Source organism: Rouxiella sp. T17 (genome assembly GCF_036663475.1).
In the GTDB taxonomy this organism is placed as follows: Bacteria; Pseudomonadota; Gammaproteobacteria; order Enterobacterales; family Enterobacteriaceae; genus Rouxiella.
Map to the genome: position 1 here is coordinate 214,636 of NZ_JAWUEA010000040.1, position 22,348 is coordinate 236,983.

Consider the following 22,348-nt stretch of genomic DNA (forward strand, 5'->3'; position numbering starts at 1 on the left):
CTGTAAGCTAAATGACCTGCTGTAGGTTGGGGCTGACTGTCACAAATCGCGGACATTTTAACTATCTGGCAAGGTTAACGCCAAGAAGGTCAGGGTTTTTTTGATAAAATAACGTATCATGCAAACGCCGGAACATAAATTTGTCTTTGGCTAAAAGCTATTTGTCTGCGGCAAAAGTGTGTTCTCTTCGCCAAAAGTGCATTCTGATTGGCAAAGGGTAGATTCTCTTTGGTAAAAGGTAAATTCTCGAGGCAATGTTAACTGTAGGCCACTCTTTTTGATGTCACACAGGATTAACCTTGTCTGAATACGCATTTAATGCTTATTTTAGAGAGGCTAAGCATGCAAAATAGCGATCTGCCCTTAGGTTTTAATGGTTACAACATGACTAAAGAAGCATTCTACACGGAATTAAAACGTGACCTGAACGCGTTAATCGCAGGGGAAAACAACTTTATTGCAACACTGTCGAACGTCAGTGCCTTGCTCTACGAGCGTCTTGAGGGCGTGAACTGGGCGGGATTTTATCTGATCGACGGCAACTCGCTGGTACTCGGACCGTTCCAGGGCAAGATTGCCTGCGTACGCATTCCGGTGGGCAAAGGGGTCTGCGGCACAGCCGTTGCCGAGAACGCGGTACAACGCGTCGGTGACGTCCACGCCTTCCCCGGACACATCGCCTGCGATGCGGCCAGCAATGCAGAAATTGTTTTACCCGTGACCGTCGCCGGTCAGGTCATTGGTGTTTTGGACATCGACAGCACGCTCTATCAACGCTTCGACGAAGTGGATGAGCAAGGGCTAACAGAATTGGTAGCCGGGCTTTGTCAGCACCTGGAAAACAGTAACGCTGCAAAATATGTCAATTTGATCGCAAGTTGATCGACGGATAACGTAGCATTTACGGACGGGGTCATTATAATGACGCCTGTTCATGCCTGCGCCGGTTGGCAAACCCGTTGTAATCAGGAAATTTCATGGAAAATCAACCTAAGTTGAACAGTAGTAAAGAAGTCATCGCCTTTTTGGCAGAGCGTTTCCCGCTTTGCTTCAGCGCCGAAGGTGAAGCGCGCCCATTAAAGATCGGCATTTTTCAAGATCTGGTAGAGCGCGTTCAGGGCGAAGAGAATCTGAGCAAAACACAGTTGCGTTCAGCTCTGCGCCTGTATACCTCAAGTTGGCGTTATTTGTATGGCGTTAAAGTCGGCGCTCAGCGCGTTGACCTTGACGGCAATGCTTGTGGTGTTCTTGAAGAACAGCACGTTGAGCACGCCCGTAAACAATTGGAAGAAGCAAAAGCCCGCGTTCAGGCACAACGTGCCGAGCAACAGGCCAAGCGTCGCGAAGCCAACGGTGAAAATGCCGAGCCGCGTCGTCCACGTCCGGCAGCAAAAAAACCTGCTCCGCGTCGTGAAAATGCGCCTGCCGCTGTTTCTGGTCAAGAAAATCGCAAACCGCGTACTCCACGCCCACCGCGTGAAGTAAGCCAGCCGCGTGCTGTGCCAGTAACAGATATCTCAAAACTGCAAATTGGCCAGGAAATCAAAGTCAGAGCAGGGAAAAGTGCTATGGACGCTACCGTTTTGGAAATTGCAAAAGACGGCGTTCGTGTACAGCTTTCTTCGGGTCTGGCGATGATCGTGCGCGCAGAACACTTGCAGTTCTGATACGGAGGCCAACTCAGGCATGAACAAATTTGTCAGATTAAGCGTAATCGCGGGTCTGCTTTTTTCGGGAGCAGGGCTGGTTAACACCAGCTTTGCGAATGACAGCGCGCCTGTCACTCTCAGCCAGCTCCCGCAATTGGCGCAAGAACCCCAAGACGCAACGGTAAGTGAGCGTGTGACAGCGCGCTTTACCCGTTCGCACTACCGTCAATTCGATCTTAATGCGGACTTTTCAGTTAAAATCTTCGATCGCTACCTGAACATGCTCGATAATGGCCATAACGTATTGATGGCTTCCGATGTTGCCCAGTTCGCCGACAAGCGCGGCACGCTGGGAGACGAGTTGAAATCCGGTCAACTGTCTACCCCTTACGCACTGTATAATCTGGCGCAGAAACGTCGTTTCGAACGCTACGAATATGCCTTGTCCGTATTGGCGCGACCAATGGACTTCAACGGTAACGATTCCATCGCCCTCGATCGCACCAAATCTCCGTGGCCGAAAGATTCCACCGAGCTGGACCGTCTTTGGGATCAGAAAGTCAAATATGACGAGCTGAACCTTAAGCTGACCGGTAAGAACGATCAGGAAATTCGCGACATTCTTGGTAAACGCTATCGCTTCGCCATGAAACGTTTGACGCAAAGTAACAGCGAAGACGTTTTCCAGCTGGTGATGAACGCGTTTGCCCACGAAATTGATCCGCACACCAACTATCTGTCGCCGCGCAGCACCGAACAATTCAACACTGAAATGAGCCTTTCTTTAGAAGGTATCGGTGCTGTATTGCAGGGCGATGACGACTACACGGTTATCAACTCGATGGTAGCAGGCGGCCCGGCGGCCAAAAGCAAAACCATTGCAGTGGGCGATCGTATCGTCGGCGTCGGTCAAACCGGCAAACCGATAGTGGATGTGATCGGCTGGCGTCTTGATGACGTCGTCGCGCTGATTAAAGGACCGAAAGGCAGCAAAGTTCGCCTCGAGATCCTGCCTGCGGGCAAAGGCACCAAAACGCGGACCGTCACGCTCACCCGTGAGAAAATCCGTCTGGAAGACCGCGCGGTCAAGATGACCATCAAAAAAGTCGGTAACGAAAAAGTTGCCGTGATGGATATTCCTGGCTTCTACGTCGGCCTGACCGATGACGTGAAGGTTCAGCTGCAGAAAATGGCCAAGCAGAACGTTAACAGTCTGGTTATCGACCTGCGTACCAACGGCGGAGGCGCGCTGACCGAGGCGGTTTCTCTGTCCGGGCTGTTCTTCCCGAGTGGTCCGGTGGTTCAGGTGCGTGACAACAACGGTCACATCCGCCAAGACAGCGATACCGACGGCGTTGTGTACTATAAAGGTCCGCTGGTGGTGCTGGTTGACCGCTATAGCGCCTCTGCGTCCGAGATTTTCGCCGCTGCCATGCAGGATTACGGCCGTGCGCTTATCGTGGGTGAACCTACCTTCGGTAAAGGTACCGTGCAGCAGTATCGTTCGCTGAATCGTATCTACGATCAGATGCTACGTCCTGAATGGCCAGCCTTGGGCTCCGTGCAATATACCATCCAGAAATTCTATCGAATCAACGGTGGCAGCACGCAGCGTAAGGGTGTAACGCCAGATATCGTGATGCCGACAGGCCTTATCGATAATCAGGTCGGTGAACGATTCGAAGACAACGCCATGCCTTGGGACAGCATCAAAGCTGCCACGTATACCAAGACCGGCGATTTGGCTCCTGTCGTTCCGCAGCTGGTGAAAGAGCACGATGCCCGCATCGCCAAAGATCCGGAGTTCCAGTATATCCTGCAGGATATTGCCAAGTTTAATGCGAACAAAGACAAGCGTGACACCGTGTCGCTGAATTACGCCCAGCGTGATAAAGAAGACAAGGAAGAAGACGCTACGCGTTTGACGCGTCTTAACGAACGCTTTAAACGTGAAGGCAAAAAGCCTATCAAGTCTCTCGACGATTTACCGAAAGACTATGTAGCGCCGGACCCGTATCTTGACGAAGCCGACCACATTGCTGTTGATTTGTCGAAAGTTGCAACAGGTCAGGACGCGGCGGCTAAATAAGCCACCGTGATCATTAAGCCTTCAACGACAGTGAGATTTATCAAAGGCCACCTTTCGAGGTGGCTTTTTTTATGCGCTCCACTTTAGCGGCGCGTTTTTTCTCAAACTGATTCTTTAAAATACTTCAAAATGTAAAGTATTGTGAATTGGGCCCTTAGATTACGCTTATGACTTGAATCCTGTCAGGAAGGCCATACGATCAAGGTAAGCTGTTCGAATATGGCGTTTTTAATCTCGATTCGGCTTTTGATTGACTAACACCGAATGAATACAACAATGAGGAAGTAATAATTTTATGATGCGTATAGCGTTGTTCCTGTTAACCAACCTGGCTGTCATGGTGGTTTTTGGACTGGTCCTTAGTCTGACAGGCATTCGTTCTAGCAGCGTGATGGGACTGATGATTATGGCCGGTCTGTTTGGCTTCGGCGGTGCATTTGTTTCTTTGCTGATGTCAAAATGGATGGCGTTGCGCTCGGTAGGTGGGGAAGTCATTGAGCAACCGCGTAACGAAACCGAACGCTGGTTGATGAACGTCGTGAGCCGTCAGTCGCAGCAGGCCGGGATCAAAATGCCGCAGGTCGCTATTTATCACGCGCCAGACATTAACGCTTTTGCCACCGGCGCGCGTCGCGATGCGTCACTGGTGGCGGTCAGCACGGGTCTGTTGCAGAGCATGAGCCAGGATGAGGCCGAGGCGGTAATCGCCCATGAAATCAGTCACATCTCTAACGGTGACATGGTAACCATGACGCTGATTCAGGGCATCGTGAACACCTTTGTTATCTTTATTTCACGTATTTTGGCGCAGATTGCCGCCGGCTTTATGTCGGGTAATCGTGACGATGAAGAGAGTGGTAACGGCAATCCGCTGGTCTATTTCGCGGTGTCGATGGTGCTCGAACTGGTATTTGGTATCGTCGCCAGCATCATCACCATGTGGTTCTCGCGTCACCGCGAATTTCATGCCGACGCCGGTTCTGCCAAATTAGTCGGCCGCGAGAAGATGATTGCTGCATTGCAGCGTTTGAAAACCAGCCACGAACCGCAGGAAGCGGGCAGTCTGATGGCGTTTTGCATCAACGGCAAGAACAAGAGTTTCAGCGAGCTGTTTATGTCACACCCGCCGCTGGACAAGCGTATCGAAGCCCTGCGTTCAGGTGAATACATCAAATAAGCCGTTTTGATAAGGCGAGAAATAACAAAGGCCCGGCAGTTACTGTCGGGCCTTTTGCATTTTTTGAAACGTTTTGCGGATTATCAGCTTTTCTGCTGAATCACCGATTTCTGCGTCATGCGCAGCAGACTGATAAACGCGCCGCCGAGCGCCAGCGAACCGGCCAGTATCAGCGAGGCGTGGGTTCCGTGAACGCCAAACAGGTTAAACATCAGCGCGACCATCGCCGCACCGGTTGTTTGCCCCAGCAGGCGCGCCGTGCCGAGCATGCCACTCGCGCCGCCGCTGCGACTACGAGGCGCGGAGGAGACGATAGTGTGATTATTGGGTGATTGGAACAGGCCAAAACCGGCGCCGCAAATAATCATCCGCCAGATAATATTCAGGTAAGAAGGGTGGTCCGGCAGCAAGGCCAGCGAATAAAGTCCCAGTGAGAAGACTACCAAACCGATGCCACCCAGCATGCCCGCGTGATAACGTTCGACCAAACGCCCGGAGATTGGCGCCATGACCATCGTCGCCAGCGGCCACGGAGTAAGCAGCAGGCCGGTAGAAACCGCGTCCAGCCCGAGCGTGTTTTGCAGGAAAAACGGCAGCGACACAAATGCCAGCATCTGCGCGGCAAAAGAGCACATCGAGGTGCCGATCGACAGGCTAAAAATCGGAATGCGCAGCAGATCGACGGGCAGCAACGGCGAAGACTTGTTGAGCTGGCGGCGAACAAAGAACCAGCCAATCACCAGCAGCCCGACCACTTCCGCCAGAATCAGTCGGTGATCTTGCCCCTGCGCATAACCACTCATCGCACTGATTAACAGGCCAAAGGTGAGGGCGTTCATCACGCTGGAGATAAAATCGAACTTTTGACCCGCCGTTTTAACACTGTTGGCCGGAAGATATTTAAGCCCCATAAAGAAGGCAAGCAGGCCGATAGGCAGATTAATGGCGAACAGCCACGGCCAGTTGGCGACCGACAAAATAGCCGCCGCGACGGTTGGCCCAGCGGCAGAAGAAACCGCGACAATCAGCGCGTTAATGCCCATTCCGCGTCCGAGATAGCGCTGCGGATAAATTATCCTCACCATCGCCGTATTGACGCTCATGATACAGGCCGCGCCAAGCCCCTGTAACACGCGCGCCAAAGTCAGCGTTGGCAGTGAATCAGAGAGGGCGCAGGCGAGAGACGTAAAGCTGAATACTACCAAGCCAATCATATAGATGCGGCGATAACCAAAGATTTCCCCGAGCGATGCCAGCGACAGCAGCGAGACCGTGATCGCCAATTGGTAAGCGTTAACGATCCAAATCGAGGAGGCGGGACTGGCGTTCAGGTCTTGCGCAATCGTGGGTAACGCGACGTTGGCGATCGCGCCGTCGAGCACAGAAACCGTAATACCCAACGCAATGGTCAAGATTGCGCCGTAGCGTTGAGGGGCGGGAAGGCCGTCGTTAACCGTGGTTGTCATGTCTGGGCGTCAGCTGGTAGCTAATAAGTGAAGGAAATATTACCACGCTAACTACTCAACGTCCTTTTTGACGCGCGGTGACAGGACTTTATTAATTGTAACCAGAATTAACACTTTTTGAACAGGCCAAAATGCGATCGAGTTCAATTGTTTAGAAATAGCGTTCCATTTTTTATGAAACAAAAAAAGTATCGCCTGGCTATTTGTGAAATAATGAATTCATATACCTTTAAGCAGGATAAAATTATGACCATCGCTGAACTTGATAAGCAACCCGATTCCGTTTCATCGGTTTTGAAAGTGTTTGGCATCTTGCAGGCGCTGGGTGAAGAACGCGAGATTGGCATTACCGAACTTTCGCAGCGCGTCATGATGTCGAAAAGCACGGTTTATCGCTTCTTGCAGACCATGAAATCGCTGGGCTATGTCGATCAGGAAGGGGATTCCGAAAAGTATACCCTGACGCTGAAACTGTTCGAACTAGGAGCAAAAGCGCTGCAAAACGTTGATTTGATTCGCTCTGCCGACATCCAGATGCGTGAAATTTCGCGCCTGACGCGTGAAACGATTCACCTTGGCGCGCTCGACGAAGATGGCATCGTTTATATCCATAAAATCGACTCAATGTATAACCTGCGCATGCATTCGCGGATTGGTCGTCGAAATCCGTTGCACAGCACGGCTATCGGCAAAGTGTTGATGGCGTGGGGCGAGGCGAACGACGTTAAAGCCTTGCTGGCCGAGATGCAGTTTACCCGCAGCACGGATAACACCATTATGGACGTGCCGAGTTTGGTTAAGGTACTAGAAAAGGTGCGCGAGCAGGGCTTTGGCGAAGATATCGAAGAGCAGGAGCAGGGCTTACGCTGCATCGCGGTGCCGGTGTTTGACCGTTTTGGCGTGGTCATTGCGGGCCTGAGTATTTCGTTCCCGACCATTCGTTTCTCGGAAGAGAGCAAAAAGGATTATGTGGCGATGCTGCACACGGCGGCGCGCAATATCTCCGAGCAGATGGGGTTCCACGACTATCCGTTTTAAGTGCAGCCGTTTTAACTGCGGCCATTTTAAGCGCGTCCTCCTCTGATCCTGTTCCTCTGGCAATAAAAAAGGCGAAGCTCGATGCTTCGCCTTTTTGCCTTTCAGAAATCGCTGTTAACGATGCGCCAGCTCGGCGTGCTCGTCTTCATCCATCACCTTTTTGTCGGTGAGTTTCAGCAGTTGGCTGGTGATGGTGCCTGCGGTCATTGAACCGCTGACGTTCAGCGCGGTGCGGCCCATGTCAATCAACGGCTCGATGGAAATCAGCAGCGCGACCAGCGTAACCGGCAGACCCATGGCAGGCAAAACGATCAGCGCAGCAAAGGTCGCGCCGCCGCCTACGCCCGCCACACCGGCAGAGGAAAGCGTCACGATGCCGACCAGCGTTGCGATCCACATCGGCTCGAACGGGTTGATGCCCACGGTTGGCGCAACCATTACTGCCAGCATCGTCGGGTAAAGTCCTGCACAGCCGTTCTGGCCGATAGTGGCGCCAAAGGAGGCGGCAAAGCTGGCGATTGATTCTGGAATACCCAGACGGCGGGTTTGCGCTTCAACGGCCAAAGGAATGGTCGCGGCGCTCGAACGGCTGGTGAAAGCAAACGACAGCACGGGCCAAACCTTGCGGAAGAATCGGGCCGGATTCACGCCGGTAAAGGAGAGCAGCAGGGCGTGGATGGCAAACATAATCGCCAGACCCAGATAAGAGGCCACCACAAAACTGCCCAGCTTGATGATGTCGTGGATGTTTGAACCGGCGACCACTTTGGTCATCAGCGCCATCACGCCGTAAGGCGTCAGCTTCATCACCAGACGAACCAGCTTCATCACCCAGGCTTGCAAAATGTTGATAAACGCCAACACTTTCGGCCCTTTTTCGGCATCGTCTTTTACCAGTTGCAGCGCCGCAACGCCTGCGAAGGCAGCAAAGATCACCACGCTGATAATCGAGGTCGGGCTTGCCCCAGTCAGGTCGGCAAACGGGTTTTTAGGAATAAAGGAAAGAATCATCTGCGGCACGGTCAGGTCGGCCACTTTGCCCACATAGTTGGTTTGAATAGCCGCCAGACGCGCGGTTTCCTGCGTGCCCTGCACCAAACCTTCCGCCGTCAGGCCAAACAGCTTGGTGACAAACACGCCAACCAGCGCGGCAATCAGCGTGGTAAACAGTAGCGTGCCGATGGTCAGGAAGCTGATTTTACCCAACGACGACGCATTATGCAGACGCGCCACCGCGCTGAGAATCGAGACGAACACCAGCGGCATGACAATCATCTGCAACAGCTGCACGTAGCCATTACCGACAATATTGAACCACGGAATCGAGCTTTTCAGCACGGCGCTGTCCGAGCCGTATATGAGCTGCAAGGCCAGACCAAACACCACGCCGACCAGCAGGCCAACGAGAACTTTTTTCGCCAAACTCCACTGCGCGCGGCTTGATTTAGCCAACAGCAGCAGGAGAACGACGAAAACCACTACATTCAGAATGAGCGGAAGATTCATACCCAGAACTCCAGAAAAAGTATATTTAAGAAGGCCGCCAGAAGAATTTTTGGCGGCGCTTGCGATGGGCGTAGATTAACAGATCAAAAAGGGGAGCTCTTATAACCAAAAAGAATGGCCTATTACTTTTCGTTTAATATTGTATGTAGAGTGAACGATCCGGCTGTTTTGTAGACTCAATTAAGTCAAATACCTCAAAATAAAGTCTAGGCTATGCGGATTGATTGCACCAATGATGGGCGACCAATCGGGCCAGAAGAGGGTGAGTCCGACCATTATCAAACAGAAAATCCGCTCCAGCTGATTACCTTTTTGCGAGGTAATAATAGGAAAACGGAATCGCCAGCGGCAGGGCCACAATAACGGCACGCCGGCGGGTGTCAGCATGTCGGCCAGAATATGGCTCAAATAGCCAATCACCATGCCGTGCAGGGCGTCAATCGGGATGACCCAATCTTGAGGCAAACGGGTTTTTAACAAAAATACGCCAGCGGCCACGGCCAACAGGCTGTGCGTAAAGCCCCGATGGCCGAATATTCGCGCAATCGGCGCGGAGATAAACCTGAGCCGCTGTCCGAGCAGGGATTTTGGGTGATCGATATCAGGCACCAGCGACATCAATAGCGAGGCTGGAATAATATGCCACCAGTCACCGTGAGCGAGCTCAGGCGATAATTGTGCCTTTTTAGCGAACACTGCGCAGGCGATAGAAAAAATGAGGTGACCTTCCGCAGTCATAATGCTTCCGAAACTGAATAACTGTTATTTTATCCAGTATAGGTGAAAGCCTTTTCGCGCGGTAGGTGTTACGCTGTAACTATTTGTCAACGCGTTGATAATTAATGCAAAAATTATTGCGCCGTGACAGTGTCATGACGCTTTTATTCACACTCGGACACGCTATGTTCACTCTGCGATCATGCCTAAGGTAAAACGCCTTTAACGTGCCAGCCAGCCGCCGTCTACCGCCAGCGTATAGCCGTTGACATAATCCGAGGCGCGCGACGCCAGAAATACCACGGGACCCATGATATCTTCCTGCTCGCCCCAGCGTCCGGCAGGAATGCGGTCGAGAATTTCCTGACTCCGTCCTTCGTCGGCGCGCAGCTGCTCGGTATTGTTCGTCACCATATATCCGGGCGCGATTGCGTTGACGTTAATGTGATGTTTGGCCCATTCGTTGGCCAGCAGGCGAGTAATGCCCATCACCGCGCTTTTCGACGCCGTATAAGACGGCACGCGGATCCCGCCCTGAAAAGAGAGCATCGAGGCAATATTGATAATCTTGCCGCCGCCGCCCTGTTTGATAAACTGTTTCGCGACCGCCTGCGCCATGAAAAACAGCGATTTGCTGTTAACGTTCATCACGTCATCCCAGTCTTTTTCGCTAAAATTCAGCGCATCTTCGCGGCGGATAATTCCGGCATTATTAACCAGAATATCGACGCCACCCATTTCGCTGACTGCGCTTTCAAGTAAACGCGGGATAGCCTCGATGCTGGTCAGATCGGCGCGTAAATCGAGAAAGCGACGGCCAAGGGCGTGAACCGCGTCGAGCGTTTCGTTCGGTTCAGAGCGATTGACGCCAATAATATCGCAGCCAGCCTGCGCCAAACCTATCGCCATTGCCTGTCCCAGGCCCGTATTGCAGCCGGTTACCAGCGCCACTTTCCCTTGCAAATCAAAACTGTTAAGCACCATAGCTCTATCCCGCCCGTTAGTTGACACGCAAACTCTCTTTCTATTTTCGTTTCAAAAAAACTATCTCAGGTCGCTGACGGCGACGTGGTCCATGTCGGCAAACTCCTGATTTTCGCCAATCATGCCCCAGATAAAGGTGTAACGTTTGGTGCCGACGCCCGCGTGGATTGACCAGCTTGGCGAAATGACGGCCTGCTCGTTATGAACCAGTAAATGACGCGTCTCCTGCGGCTGACCCATCATGTGGAAAACGGCGGTGTCGTCGTCCATATCAAAGTAGAAATAGACTTCCATGCGGCGCTCGTGGGTGTGGCAAGGCATGGTGTTCCACAGGCTGCCTTCTTCAAGCTTGGTCAGGCCCATGGTCAGCTGGCAGGTTTCCAGCACGTCCGGCACGATAAATTTATTAATGGTGCGGCGATTGCTGGTGGCGGCATCGCCCAGCGTCTGCGGTGAAGCTTCGGCGAGGGTGATTTTTTTGTCCGGGAAGCGAGAATGCGCCGGCGCGCTGTTGTAGTAAAACTTGGCGGGGCGGCTCGCCTCAACGCTGCTGAATTCAACCTGCTGCGCGCCTTTGCCGACGTACAGCGCTTCTTCATTGCCGATTTCATAGGTTTTACCGTCGACCACAATTAATCCGGGGCCGCCGATATTAATCACGCCTAATTCACGGCGCTCAAGAAAATAGCTCACGCCAAGTTGCTTACCGACTTCATCACCTACCGACACCGTTTTATTCACGGGCATGATACCGCCGACGATAATGCGGTCGGTGTGACTATAGGTCATGGTGTAAGCATCCTGCTCGAAGATTTTTTCAATCAGAAACTCGCGGCGCAGGCCACTAGTATCGAGCTGTTTCGCGTGATCGCTGTGAATACTTTGACGAACTTGCATGTCATTGCCTCTTCTTAATGATCGGAATGGAAGGGGGCAAAGCGGGATAAAAGGCAGCCCGAATCGCCCTGATGAAAGAAGCATAGGACGATTGGGAAATGAATTCAATAAAAATGAAATGCTGTTTTAATTTTTGTGGGCGGGGTCAATGTTTCGGATTATTGGGACAAGCTGAAGGGAAAAGAGACAAAAAAAGCGGACTCGAAAGTCCGCTGAAATCATCTTTAGTAAGGAGCGATTTTCGCACAGCCACGCCTAGCCGAGATGCTCAGCCTTAAGCTCTGTTAAAGAGGAGAGCTTCACGTCAGCCAGCGCCCAGCGGGCATCGTCGCCCAGCAGGTGATCGGGTACGACAATCGAGCGCATCCGCGCGGCCTTGGTGGCTATCATGCCGTTAAACGAATCTTCGAGCGTGACGCAGTCCAGCGGATCAACGTTGAGCGCCGAGGCGGCGCGTAGATAAACTTCCGGGTGCGGCTTGCTGTAAGGCAGGTGCTCGGCCGACTGGCGAATTTCGAAATAGGATTGCAGATTAAACATCTCGAGCACCTTGTCGAGCATGTGCAGCGGAGACGCCGACGCCAAGCCAATCTTGAGGCCTCGCGCCTGACACAGCTTCAGCGCGTCTTCTACGCCGGGCAGCAGCGGGCGGGTTTGCTCGACCAGTTCAATCGTGCGGGCAATAATTCGCGCCGTCACCTCGGCCTCGCTCACGCCTTTCCACGGCAATACTCGCGCCCAAAGACGCACGGTTTGGTCAATGCGCAGACCTAACGTAGAGGGAATCAGATCCTTTTTAGAAATATCGACGCCGACGCTTTCGAAAATCTCCAGCTCCGACTGCATCCACAACGGTTCCGAATCAATCAGCAGACCATCCATGTCAAAAATCGCGGCCTGAACGGGGTTTACCTGACTCATTTTTACCACTCCCTATTACACTGAATTTGCGGGTTGTGAATTGAGCATAACACAGAGATATTGGCCGCTCAGGAGGGAAATAGTGAGGGACTAAAAGATGTTAACTAATTTTTTGGGCGCGTTTCGTTAACTATGGTTAAACTGACCTCTCTAACGAGACGTCCTAACAAGGGGAATTCATGACGTATCAACAGGCAGGACGCGTCGCCGTCATTAAACGTATCTTGGGATGGGTAATTTTTATTCCGGCGTTGTTGTCGACGATAATTTCACTGCTCAACTTCTTTTACGAGCAGGCCAAGGCAGAAAAGGGCATTAATGCCGTAATGGTCGATTTTGTTCACGTGATGGTGGACATGGCGAAATTTAATACGCCGTTCCTGAACGTTTTCTGGAATAACGCGCCGCTTCCGGTTTTGGGCGAAGGCGTGACCAGCGCTAATCTGATGTTCATCCTGATTTACTGGCTTATTTTTGTCGGGCTGGCATTGCAGGCGAGCGGGGCGCGAATGTCGCGGCAGGTCAGGCATATTCGTGAAGGCGTGCAGGACCAGTTGATTCTGGAGCAGACTAAAGGCGTTGATGCGCGTACTCAGCAGCAAATTGAAGAGCGAATTGTCATTCCTCGCCACACTATTTTCCTGCAATATTTCCCGCTGTATATTCTGCCGTTAATTATTGCTGTCGTGGCCTATTTCGTCTTGAAATTATTAGGGTTGATTCACTGATTTTGGCTTTCATCCAGACTGGAAAAAAGTGAATTCGGTCTGAGTGAAACCTGATTAAAAGCTGATAGAAACCTGAAGAAAACCTGAATAAAGCAAAGCCTGATCATATTATTATGTTCAGGCTTTTTTATGCATATTAGCTGAGATATATATTAGGTTTCTAGCAATAAACGATCGATTGCCCGCTGCGCCACCACGCTATGCTGGCCGCCAAACAGGTTGCTGCGATTTAATAAATAATAGAGCTGATAGAGTGGCTGACGTTCGATATATCCTGCCGGAAGAGGCGTCACGCTTTGATAGCCGTCGAGCAATTCGGGCGGAATATTAGGATAAAGCGGCAGCATCGCAAGGTCGCATTCCCGGTCACCCCAGTAACAGGCGGGATCGAAAATCAGCGGACCCAAGGCACTTTGCGCGCAGTTGTGCGGCCAGAGATCGCCATGCAGCAATGAAGGCTGAGGCTGGTGGTTTTGCAGCTTGGCCCGCACCCGTTCGATAATCAGCTCGGTGTCGCCGAAGATAACCCCTTTTTCAGCCGCCAACTGGAGTTGCCAGCCGATGCGCTGCTGCGAAAAGAAGGTCGACCATTTACGCTGCCAGGCGTTGGGTTGCGGCACCGTCGCCAGCTCGTTGTCGAAATCCAGACCAAACTCAAGCTGTTCGCTCCACTGGTGAAGTGCCGCCAGCTGCTGGCCTAAAAGATGAGCATTATCAACGTCAAGCGAGTCAATAGGGAAGTATTCAAGCAGCAAAAAGCTGTAATCGCGATCACTGCCGACGCCGTAAACTTCGGGAACGTTCACGGTTTGGCTTTTTGCCAGCAGCGCCAGTTGATCGGCTTCGGCAGCAAAAATAGGCAATAATTCGCGGGAGTTACACTTCACGAACACTTCGCGATCGCCATAACTGAGACGCCAGGCTGCGTGAATTTCACCGCCGGGAAGCTCGACACGCTCACGAATTTCGGCACTGCCCAGATGTTCACTCAACAGACGATTAACGGCTTGCCACATGGTTTCACCCCTTCTGACTGGCCTGATAATTCATTACGTTAGCGCTTATTCCGCGTGAAAACGCCGATCGATCGCACAGCCTGAATTAAAACTGGTTAATCCGCAGATAAGCCGTTTCACTTCAAGTTTTTCAAGTTCAAGCATAAGTTCAAATTCAACTCATTTTCACTTTCAGTGTAGTTTGAATGTGCAGATTCAATCGCAGTTAAATTTATTCAAATATTAGGCTTTGAAGATTAAAACGTGCTGAATAGCCGTTTCTATACCAAACCTGACATTAATACAGGATTTATCCGATCGACTAAAACCTCAGATCCTTGTTTCATCTACCATTATCGATTTTAGTCGAAAATTTTATTTAGGTGCTCAAAAAATATGTATATGCTTGCTTTCGTCCTGGTTGCGAGATAACTCATTTGAAACTCAAATTTCTTTATTTGACGACAGCGCTATTTCTAGTTGGGTGCGCAAAAGAAACCCCAACGCAAACAAGCAAATTGCTCCCTCAACAGCGTATTCCCGACACCCCTTCGTTAATGCATCAGGGGCCTTACGGAAGTGTTATCAAGCAGGCTGCCAGCACTTATGGCGTTGATGAAACTCTCGTTAAAGCGATTATTCAGGTTGAGTCCGGATTTAACCCCGGTGCAGTGAGCAAGTCGAATGCCGTCGGATTAATGCAGCTCAAGGCCTCGACCGCCGGGCGCGACGCCTACCGACTGAAAGGGCGCAACGGACAGCCTTCAACCTCGGCATTAAAAGATCCGACCGTAAATATTGATTTGGGTACCGCTTACCTAAGCATGTTGCAGCAGCAGCTGGCCGGGATTAACAATCCGCAAACGCTGCGTTATGCCACCACAGTTGCTTATGCAAACGGCGCTGGCGCGCTTCTGAGAACCTTCTCGAAAGACAGGGTTTATGCCGTCGCGAAAATCAATCAGATGACCCCTGAACAGTTTTACAAACACATTCAGGAAAACCATCCAGCCGCACAGGCCCCGCGTTACCTCTGGAAAGTGAACAACGCCTATCTGGCGATGCGCTAAGTTTACGTGGTCCAACGAATAAATCGTGCTGCATCCGCGTAAGTTGCTGGAAAAATGCGCTTTACGGATGCTACACTCTACCCAGTTTTTCGCGTCGCACTCTACGCTCTGCCGTATTTTGAGCTCAGACGTGTACATATTTGGCAAGGTAAAGTCGAATAGCGCGATCAACCAGATGAAGTCAAATACATATATTTTTTCTATATGTGCTCTGTCGTGTGGGGCACCACTGTAGGTAAGGAAAGAACATGCCAGTTATTACTCTCCCTGACGGTAGTCAGCGTCAGTTTGATCATCCCGTTTCTCCCTATGATGTAGCACTGGATATCGGTCCGGGTCTTGCGAAAGCCTGTATCGCCGGTCGAGTAAACGGTGAGCTGGTTGATGCCGGCGATCTCATCGAGAACGATGCTCAATTAGCCATTATTACCGCAAAAGATGAAGCCGGACTCGAAATTCTCCGTCACTCTTGTGCGCACCTGCTGGGCCACGCCATCAAGCAACTGTGGCCTAACACCAAAATGGCTATCGGTCCTACCATCGACAACGGTTTCTACTACGACGTTGATTTGGACCACACGCTGACTCAGGAAGATATCGATCTGCTTGAAAAGCGCATGCACGAACTGGCTGAAAAGAATTACGACGTTGTTAAACAGAAAGTCAGCTGGCAGGAAGCGCGCGACACCTTTGAAAGTCGCGGTGAGCAGTACAAAATTGCCATTCTTGATGAAAACATCAGCCATGACGATCGTCCGGGCCTGTATCATCACGAAGAATACGTCGATATGTGCCGGGGTCCGCACGTGCCGAACATGCGTTTCTGCCATCATTTCAAGCTGCAGAAAACCTCCGGTGCTTACTGGCGTGGCGACAGCGACAATAAAATGTTGCAGCGTATCTACGGCACGGCCTGGGCTGACAAGAAGCAGCTGGGTGCTTACCTGAAACGTCTGGAAGAAGCGGGCAAGCGCGATCACCGTAAAATCGGCAAGCAGCTTGACCTCTACCACATGCAGGACGAAGCGCCGGGCATGGTGTTCTGGCACAACGACGGCTGGACTATCTTCCGCGAGCTGGAAGCTTTCGTGCGCATGAAGCTGAAAGAGTACCAGTATCAAGAAGTTAAAGGCCCGTTCATGATGGACCGCGTGCTCTGGGAAAAGACCGGGCACTGGGACAACTACAAAGATGCGATGTTTACTACCTCTTCCGAGAAGCGTGAATACTGTATCAAGCCAATGAACTGCCCGGGTCACGTGCAGATTTTCAACCAGGGGTTGAAGTCTTATCGTGATTTGCCGCTGCGTATGGCTGAATTTGGTAGCTGTCACCGTAACGAGCCTTCAGGTGCATTGCACGGCCTGATGCGCGTGCGTGGCTTCACTCAGGATGACGCCCATATCTTCTGCACCGAAGAGCAAGTTCGTGAAGAAGTAAATAGTTGCATCAAAATGGTCTATGATGTGTACGGTACTTTTGGGTTTGAAAAGATTGCGGTTAAATTATCAACCCGTCCGGCCAAACGCATTGGTACTGATGAAATGTGGGACCGTGCCGAGAAAGACCTTGCTGCTGCGTTAGTCGAAAACAATATTGCTTTCGAATATCAGCCGGGTGAAGGCGCATTCTACGGACCAAAAATTGAATTTACCTTGCATGATTGTTTGGATCGTGCGTGGCAGTGTGGTACTGTGCAGCTCGACTTTTCATTACCGGAGCGTTTAGACGCTACTTACGTCGCTGAAAGCAACGACCGTAAGACCCCGGTTATGATTCACCGAGCAATTTTGGGTTCAATGGAACGTTTCATTGGTATTCTCACTGAAGAATACGCGGGCTTTTTCCCAACCTGGATTGCGCCGGTACAGGTGGAGGTAATGAATATTACCGATTCACAAGCTGCCTACGTCGAAGAATTGACCAAAAAACTGCAAGATGCAGGTATTCGCGCTAAAGCCGACTTGAGAAATGAGAAGATTGGCTTTAAAATTCGCGAACACACGCTGCGTCGTGTTCCCTATATGTTGGTTTGCGGCGATAAAGAGGTCGAAGCAGGCAAAGTTGCCGTTCGTACCCGAAGCGGTAAAGACCTGGGAAGCATGGACGTTAGCGAAGTCGTAGACAAACTGTTGGCGGAGATCCGCAACAGAAGTCTTCATCAACTGGAGGAATAAAGTATTAAAGGCGGAAAACGAGTTCAACCGGCGCGTCCAAATCGCATTAACAAAGAGATTCGCGCGCAAGAAGTTCGCTTAACGGGCATCGATGGCGAACCAATTGGGATTGTGAGTTTAAATGAAGCTCTTGAAAAAGCTGAGGAAGCTGGTGTTGATTTAGTAGAAATCAGTCCGAATGCCGAGCCGCCGGTCTGCCGAATCATGGATTACGGCAAATTCCTCTACGAGAAGAGCAAATCGACCAAAGAACAGAAGAAGAAGCAAAAAGTCATTCAGGTTAAGGAAATCAAATTCCGACCTGGTACCGATGATGGCGACTATCAGGTCAAACTACGCAACCTGATTCGCTTTCTGGAAGATGGCGATAAAGCCAAGATCACACTGCGTTTCCGCGGTCGTGAAATGGCGCACCAGCAGATCGGTATGGAAGTGCTTAACCGCGTCCGTAAAGACCTGTGTGAAGATATTGATCTGGCAGTGGTCGAATCCTTCCCTACGAAGATCGAAGGCCGTCAGATGATTATGGTGCTCGCACCCAAGAAGAAACAATAAGGCTCTCAAGTAGCCTGGCTCACGGTGTGTTCGCACACTGTGGGTCATGTTCGCCTTACTGATTCATGTTATTAACAATGCGAAGTGGAATTATTAATAATGCCAAAGATCAAAACAGTACGCGGCGCCGCTAAACGCTTCAAAAAGACTGCCAATGGCGGTTTTAAGCGTAAGCACGCTAACCTGCGTCACATTCTGACCAAAAAATCGACTAAGCGTAAACGTCACCTGCGTCCAAAAGGCATGGTATCCAAGAACGATTTGGGTCTCGTTGCTGCATGTTTGCCGTACGCTTAAAAATATATCGTTAAGATATATCACTTTTTTTTAATCAAGAATAAAACTCAGGAGAGCATATGGCTCGCGTAAAACGTGGTGTGATTGCACGTGCACGTCACAAGAAAATTTTAAAGCAGGCGAAAGGTTACTACGGTGCCCGTTCGCGCGTATATCGTGTTGCATTCCAGGCTGTTATCAAAGCTGGTCAATACGCTTACCGTGACCGTCGTCAAAAGAAACGTCAGTTCCGTCAGCTGTGGATTGCGCGTATCAACGCAGCAGCTCGTCAGAACGACATGTCTTACAGCAAGTTCATCAACGGCTTGAAAAAAGCTTCGATCGAAATTGACCGTAAGATCTTGGCTGACATCGCAGTATTCGACAAAGTGGCATTCTCTGCACTGGTCGAAAAAGCGAGAGCAGCTCTGGCGTAAGTCAGGTGAAAGAGGGAGCTTGCTCCCTCTTTTATATTTGAAAGACCGATCGCATTTCTTTTATTAAGGTTCTGCACGCATGAATGCTGCTACTTTCCGCTTCTTTTTTTACTTTAGCGCCTAACTCAGGAAGGCTTTCGCGCGTAAGAGAAGAAACGGAAACTAGCGCTAAAGCCTCCCTCGTGGAGGCTTTTTTTTTGCTAATGCCGAACTAAAAAAAGAATTACTCAAACTTTTATTTCACATCGGGTCATATCGGCCAGAAGAAGAGGAAAGCAATGTCACATCTCGCAGAACTGGTTGCCCAAGCCAAGGCAGCCGTAGAGAGTGCCCACGACGTCGCCGCGTTAGATTTGGTTCGCGTCGAATATTTAGGCAAGAAGGGTCATTTGACCCTGCAGATGACGTCTCTGCGCGAACTGCCAGCGGAAGAGCGCCCGGCTGCCGGCGCGGTGATTAACCAGGCCAAGCAGGAAGTTCAGGACGCACTTAACGCGCGCAAGAACGAGCTCGAGTCTGCCGCGCTGAATGCGCGTCTGGCACAGGAGACTATCGATGTCTCACTGCCTGGCCGTCGTATCGAAAACGGCGGTTTGCATCCGGTCACCCGCACTATCGACCGTATCGAGACTTTCTTTGGCGAACTGGGCTTCTCCGTCGAGACCGGTCCTGAAATCGAAGATGACTATCATAACTTCGATGCCTTGAATATTCCGGGTCATCACCCGGCGCGTGCCGACCACGACACCTTCTGGTTTGATGCTACTCGTTTGCTGCGTACCCAGACCTCTGGCGTGCAGATCCGCACCATGAAAAACCAGCAGCCGCCAATCCGTATCATCGCGCCGGGCCGCGTCTATCGTAACGATTACGACCAGACCCACACGCCGATGTTCCATCAGATGGAAGGGCTGATCGTCGATAAAGACATCAGCTTCAGCAATCTGAAAGGCACGCTGCACGACTTCCTGAACAACTTCTTTGAAGCCGATTTGCAAATTCGTTTCCGTCCGTCCTATTTCCCGTTCACCGAACCTTCCGCTGAAGTCGACGTGATGGGTAAAAACGGCAAATGGCTCGAAGTGCTGGGCTGCGGCATGGTTCACCCAAATGTGTTGCGTAGCGTAGGCATCGACCCTGAAATCTATTCAGGCTTCGCCTTCGGTATGGGCATGGAGCGTTTGACCATGCTGCGTTACGGCGTGACCGATCTGCGTGCATTCTTCGAAAACGATCTGCGTTTCCTCAAACAGTTTAAGTAAGGCGGGAATATCACATGAAATTCAGTGAACTCTGGTTGCGCGAGTGGGTAAACCCAGCCATCAGCAGCGAAGAATTATCCGAACAAATTACCATGGCCGGTCTGGAAGTTGACGGCGTCGATGCCGTTGCCGGCGCTTTCCACGGCGTGGTCGTGGGTGAAGTGGTGGAGTGCGGCCAGCATCCAAACGCCGACAAACTGCGCGTGACCAAAATCAACGTCGGCGGCGATCGCCTGCTAGATATCGTCTGTGGCGCGCCAAACTGTCGTCAGGGCCTGAAAGTGGCCGTAGCGACCGTTGGTGCAGTCTTGCCGGGCGATTTCAAAATCAAGGCGGCCAAGCTGCGTGGCGAACCGTCCGAAGGGATGCTGTGTTCGTTCTCCGAGCTGGGTATCAATGTCGAAAGCGAAGGCATTATCGAATTGCCACTGGACGCGCCAATCGGCACCGACATTCGCGAATTCCTGAAACTCGACGATAACACCATCGAAATCAGCGTGACGCCTAACCGCGCCGACTGTCTGGGCATTATAGGCGTTGCTCGCGATGTGGCGGTAATCAACCAGCTGCCGCTGAACGCGCCTGCCATGGACGCTGTGCCAGCAACCATCAGCGACGTGCTGCCTATCGACGTTCAGGCGACAGAAGCCTGTCCGCGTTATCTGGGTCGCGTAGTGAAGGGCATTAACGTTGCCGCCGCGACGCCACTATGGATGAGCGAAAAGCTGCGCCGTTGCGGAATTCGCTCTATCGATCCAGTAGTCGATATCACCAACTACGTGCTGCTCGAGCTGGGCCAGCCGATGCACGCTTTCGATCTGAATCGTATCGAAGGCGGCATTGTGGTGCGTTTGGCGCAGAAAGATGAAACGCTGACCTTGCTCGACGGGACCACCGCCAAGTTAAATGAAGACGTGCTGGTCATTGCTGACCATAAAAAAGCGCTGGCAATGGGCGGAATCTTCGGCGGCGAGCATTCTGGCGTCAACGAAGAGACGCAGGACGTGCTGCTTGAGTGCGCCTTCTTCAATCCGCTGTCAATCACGGGCCGCGCGCGTCGTCAGGGGCTGCATACCGATGCGTCACACCGTTACGAGCGTGGCGTTGACTCTGCGCTGCAATACAAGGCGATGGAGCGTGCTACCGCGCTGCTGCTGGAAATTTGTGGCGGGCAGGCAGGACCGGTTATCGATGTCACTACCGATTCGGCATTGCCGAAAGCGGCTAAAATCACGCTGCGTCGTGAAAAGCTCGATCGCCTGATTGGTCACCACGTTGAAGATGCGCAAGTTACCGATATTCTGCAGCGTCTGGGTTGCGAGGTTGAGGTTCAGGCGGGTAGCTGGACGGCAATCGCGCCAAGCTGGCGTTTCGATATGGAAATCGAAGAAGATTTGGTTGAAGAAGTGGCGCGCGTTTACGGCTACAACAACATCCCTGATGTGCCGGTTAAAGCCGATTTGGTCATGACCCAGCATCGAGAAGCCGATCTATCTCTCAAAATCGTTAAAAATCTGCTGGTTGATCGCGGTTTCCAGGAAGCGATCACTTACAGCTTCGTGGACCCTAAAGTTCAAGCGTGGTTGCATCCGGGTGAAGAAGTTCTGATGCTGCCAAGCCCGATTTCCGTAGAGATGTCCGCTATGCGCCTCTCACTCTGGACGGGCCTGCTCTCTGCGGTAGTCAATAACCAGAATCGCCAGCAGAATCGCGTGCGTTTGTTCGAAAGTGGCCTGCGCTTTGTGCCTGATTCTGAAGCTTATTTGGGTATCCGTCAGGATGTCATGCTGTCTGGCGTGATTGCGGGCAACCGAAATGAGGAACATTGGGATCTGGCGCGCAATGCCGTTGACTACTACGATTTGAAGGGTGATCTTGAGGCGATTCTTGAGCTTACCGGCAAATTGGACCACATTCAGTTCAAGGCCGAAGTGAATCCGGCGCTGCATCCGGGGCAAAGTGCTGCCATTTATTTACACGGCGAACGTATTGGTTTCATTGGAGTAGTGCATCCAGAACTCGAGCGCAAGCTTGACCTGAATGGTCGTACTGTCGTGTTCGAAATGTTGTGGAATAAGCTCGCAGACCGCGTCCTGCCTGATGCGCGCGAGATTTCTCGCTTCCCTGCGAACCGTCGTGACATCGCAATTGTGGTCCCTGAAAACGTCGCCGCAGACGATATTTTGGTCGAGTGTAAGAAAGTTGGCGCAAATCAGGTAGTTGGCGTAAACTTATTTGACGTGTACCGTGGCAAGGGCGTAGCGGATGGTTTTAAAAGTCTAGCTATCAGTCTGGTATTGCAGGATACCGCTCGTACACTGGAAGAAGAGGAGATCGCCGCTACTGTTGCAAGATGTGTAGAGGCTCTAAAACAGCGATTCCAAGCATCCTTGAGGGATTGAAC

At 51.5% G+C, this 22,348-nt stretch carries 21 protein-coding genes and 1 other annotated feature; of the genes, 14 read left to right on the forward strand and 7 right to left on the reverse strand.

What is annotated here, in order from left to right:
• Nucleotides 1–384: 384 nt before the first annotated feature.
• From SC206_RS18780 to htpX, 4 genes are all read left to right on the forward strand, one after another.
• Nucleotides 385–882: a GAF domain-containing protein gene (locus SC206_RS18780; protein WP_332739849.1), complete on the forward strand. Its 498-nt coding sequence runs from the start codon at nt 385–387 to the stop codon at nt 880–882.
• Between the two features lie 95 nt (nt 883–977).
• A complete protein-coding gene (proQ, locus tag SC206_RS18785; protein WP_332739646.1) occupies nt 978–1,667 on the forward strand; it encodes an RNA chaperone ProQ in 690 nt (229 codons plus the stop codon).
• A gap of 19 nt (nt 1,668–1,686) precedes the next feature.
• Nucleotides 1,687–3,738: a carboxy terminal-processing peptidase gene (prc, locus tag SC206_RS18790; protein ID WP_332739647.1), complete on the forward strand. Its 2,052-nt coding sequence runs from the start codon at nt 1,687–1,689 to the stop codon at nt 3,736–3,738.
• Nucleotides 3,739–4,033: 295 nt separating this feature from the next.
• The gene (htpX, locus tag SC206_RS18795; RefSeq protein WP_332739648.1) at nt 4,034–4,915 is read left to right on the forward strand and encodes a protease HtpX; all 882 of its coding nucleotides are present in this window, start codon (nt 4,034–4,036) and stop codon (nt 4,913–4,915) included.
• Between the two features lie 83 nt (nt 4,916–4,998).
• On the opposite strand, the gene SC206_RS18800 is transcribed toward htpX, so the two are convergent.
• Nucleotides 4,999–6,381: an MFS transporter gene (locus SC206_RS18800; protein ID WP_332739650.1), complete on the reverse strand. Its 1,383-nt coding sequence runs from the start codon at nt 6,379–6,381 to the stop codon at nt 4,999–5,001.
• A gap of 246 nt (nt 6,382–6,627) precedes the next feature.
• On the opposite strand from SC206_RS18800, the gene kdgR reads away from it, so the two are divergent.
• On the forward strand, nt 6,628–7,419 hold the full coding sequence (gene kdgR / locus SC206_RS18805; protein WP_332739652.1) for a DNA-binding transcriptional regulator KdgR: 792 nt from the start codon (nt 6,628–6,630) through the stop codon (nt 7,417–7,419).
• A gap of 114 nt (nt 7,420–7,533) precedes the next feature.
• On the opposite strand, the gene SC206_RS18810 is transcribed toward kdgR, so the two are convergent.
• The 5 genes from SC206_RS18810 to hxpB form a co-directional block, all read right to left on the reverse strand.
• The gene (locus tag SC206_RS18810) at nt 7,534–8,925 is read right to left on the reverse strand and encodes an L-cystine transporter (RefSeq protein WP_332739654.1); all 1,392 of its coding nucleotides are present in this window, start codon (nt 8,923–8,925) and stop codon (nt 7,534–7,536) included.
• Nucleotides 8,926–9,105: 180 nt separating this feature from the next.
• Entirely contained in the window at nt 9,106–9,663 is a 558-nt protein-coding gene (locus SC206_RS18815) for a metal-dependent hydrolase (protein WP_332739656.1), read from the reverse strand.
• A 201-nt stretch (nt 9,664–9,864) separates the two neighbouring features.
• The gene (gene kduD, locus SC206_RS18820) at nt 9,865–10,626 is read right to left on the reverse strand and encodes a 2-dehydro-3-deoxy-D-gluconate 5-dehydrogenase KduD (RefSeq protein ID WP_332739658.1); all 762 of its coding nucleotides are present in this window, start codon (nt 10,624–10,626) and stop codon (nt 9,865–9,867) included.
• Nucleotides 10,627–10,686: 60 nt separating this feature from the next.
• Nucleotides 10,687–11,523 (reverse strand): 5-dehydro-4-deoxy-D-glucuronate isomerase, encoded by an 837-nt coding sequence (gene kduI / locus SC206_RS18825; protein WP_332739660.1) that lies wholly within the window; start codon nt 11,521–11,523, stop codon nt 10,687–10,689.
• Nucleotides 11,524–11,778: 255 nt separating this feature from the next.
• Nucleotides 11,779–12,444, reverse strand: coding sequence for a hexitol phosphatase HxpB (gene hxpB, locus SC206_RS18830; protein ID WP_332739662.1), 666 nt, complete (start codon nt 12,442–12,444; stop codon nt 11,779–11,781).
• A 179-nt stretch (nt 12,445–12,623) separates the two neighbouring features.
• On the opposite strand from hxpB, the gene SC206_RS18835 reads away from it, so the two are divergent.
• Nucleotides 12,624–13,172, forward strand: a complete 549-nt coding sequence (locus tag SC206_RS18835; protein WP_332739663.1) for a YniB family protein — start codon at nt 12,624–12,626, stop codon at nt 13,170–13,172.
• A gap of 152 nt (nt 13,173–13,324) precedes the next feature.
• On the opposite strand, the gene SC206_RS18840 is transcribed toward SC206_RS18835, so the two are convergent.
• Nucleotides 13,325–14,188 (reverse strand): fructosamine kinase family protein, encoded by an 864-nt coding sequence (locus tag SC206_RS18840; RefSeq protein WP_332739665.1) that lies wholly within the window; start codon nt 14,186–14,188, stop codon nt 13,325–13,327.
• 416 nt (nt 14,189–14,604) lie between these two features.
• On the opposite strand from SC206_RS18840, the gene SC206_RS18845 reads away from it, so the two are divergent.
• The 8 genes from SC206_RS18845 (at nt 14,605) to pheT (ending at nt 22,346) form a co-directional block, all read left to right on the forward strand.
• Nucleotides 14,605–15,237: a transglycosylase SLT domain-containing protein gene (locus SC206_RS18845; protein WP_332739667.1), complete on the forward strand. Its 633-nt coding sequence runs from the start codon at nt 14,605–14,607 to the stop codon at nt 15,235–15,237.
• Nucleotides 15,238–15,485: 248 nt separating this feature from the next.
• Nucleotides 15,486–17,414, forward strand: coding sequence for a threonine--tRNA ligase (gene thrS, locus SC206_RS18850; RefSeq protein WP_332739669.1), 1,929 nt, complete (start codon nt 15,486–15,488; stop codon nt 17,412–17,414).
• Nucleotides 17,415–17,417: 3 nt separating this feature from the next.
• Entirely contained in the window at nt 17,418–17,969 is a 552-nt protein-coding gene (gene infC, locus SC206_RS18855) for a translation initiation factor IF-3 (protein ID WP_332739851.1), read from the forward strand.
• Between the two features lie 99 nt (nt 17,970–18,068).
• Nucleotides 18,069–18,266: a 50S ribosomal protein L35 gene (gene rpmI, locus SC206_RS18860; RefSeq protein WP_055770082.1), complete on the forward strand. Its 198-nt coding sequence runs from the start codon at nt 18,069–18,071 to the stop codon at nt 18,264–18,266.
• 59 nt (nt 18,267–18,325) lie between these two features.
• Nucleotides 18,326–18,682 carry a 50S ribosomal protein L20 gene (gene rplT, locus SC206_RS18865; RefSeq protein ID WP_009635878.1) on the forward strand — a complete coding sequence of 119 codons (357 nt, stop codon included), beginning with the start codon at nt 18,326–18,328 and terminating at the stop codon, nt 18,680–18,682.
• Between the two features lie 74 nt (nt 18,683–18,756).
• Nucleotides 18,757–18,881, forward strand: a sequence feature (Phe leader region).
• Nucleotides 18,762–18,806 carry a pheST operon leader peptide PheM gene (gene pheM, locus SC206_RS18870; RefSeq protein WP_332739853.1) on the forward strand — a complete coding sequence of 15 codons (45 nt, stop codon included), beginning with the start codon at nt 18,762–18,764 and terminating at the stop codon, nt 18,804–18,806. It overlaps the preceding feature by 45 nt.
• Before the next feature lie 79 nt (nt 18,882–18,960).
• Nucleotides 18,961–19,944: a phenylalanine--tRNA ligase subunit alpha gene (gene pheS / locus SC206_RS18875; protein WP_332739677.1), complete on the forward strand. Its 984-nt coding sequence runs from the start codon at nt 18,961–18,963 to the stop codon at nt 19,942–19,944.
• 14 nt (nt 19,945–19,958) lie between these two features.
• Complete coding sequence (pheT, locus tag SC206_RS18880) at nt 19,959–22,346, forward strand: phenylalanine--tRNA ligase subunit beta (protein WP_332739679.1); 2,388 nt, start codon at nt 19,959–19,961, stop codon at nt 22,344–22,346.
• Nucleotides 22,347–22,348: the final 2 nt, after the last annotated feature.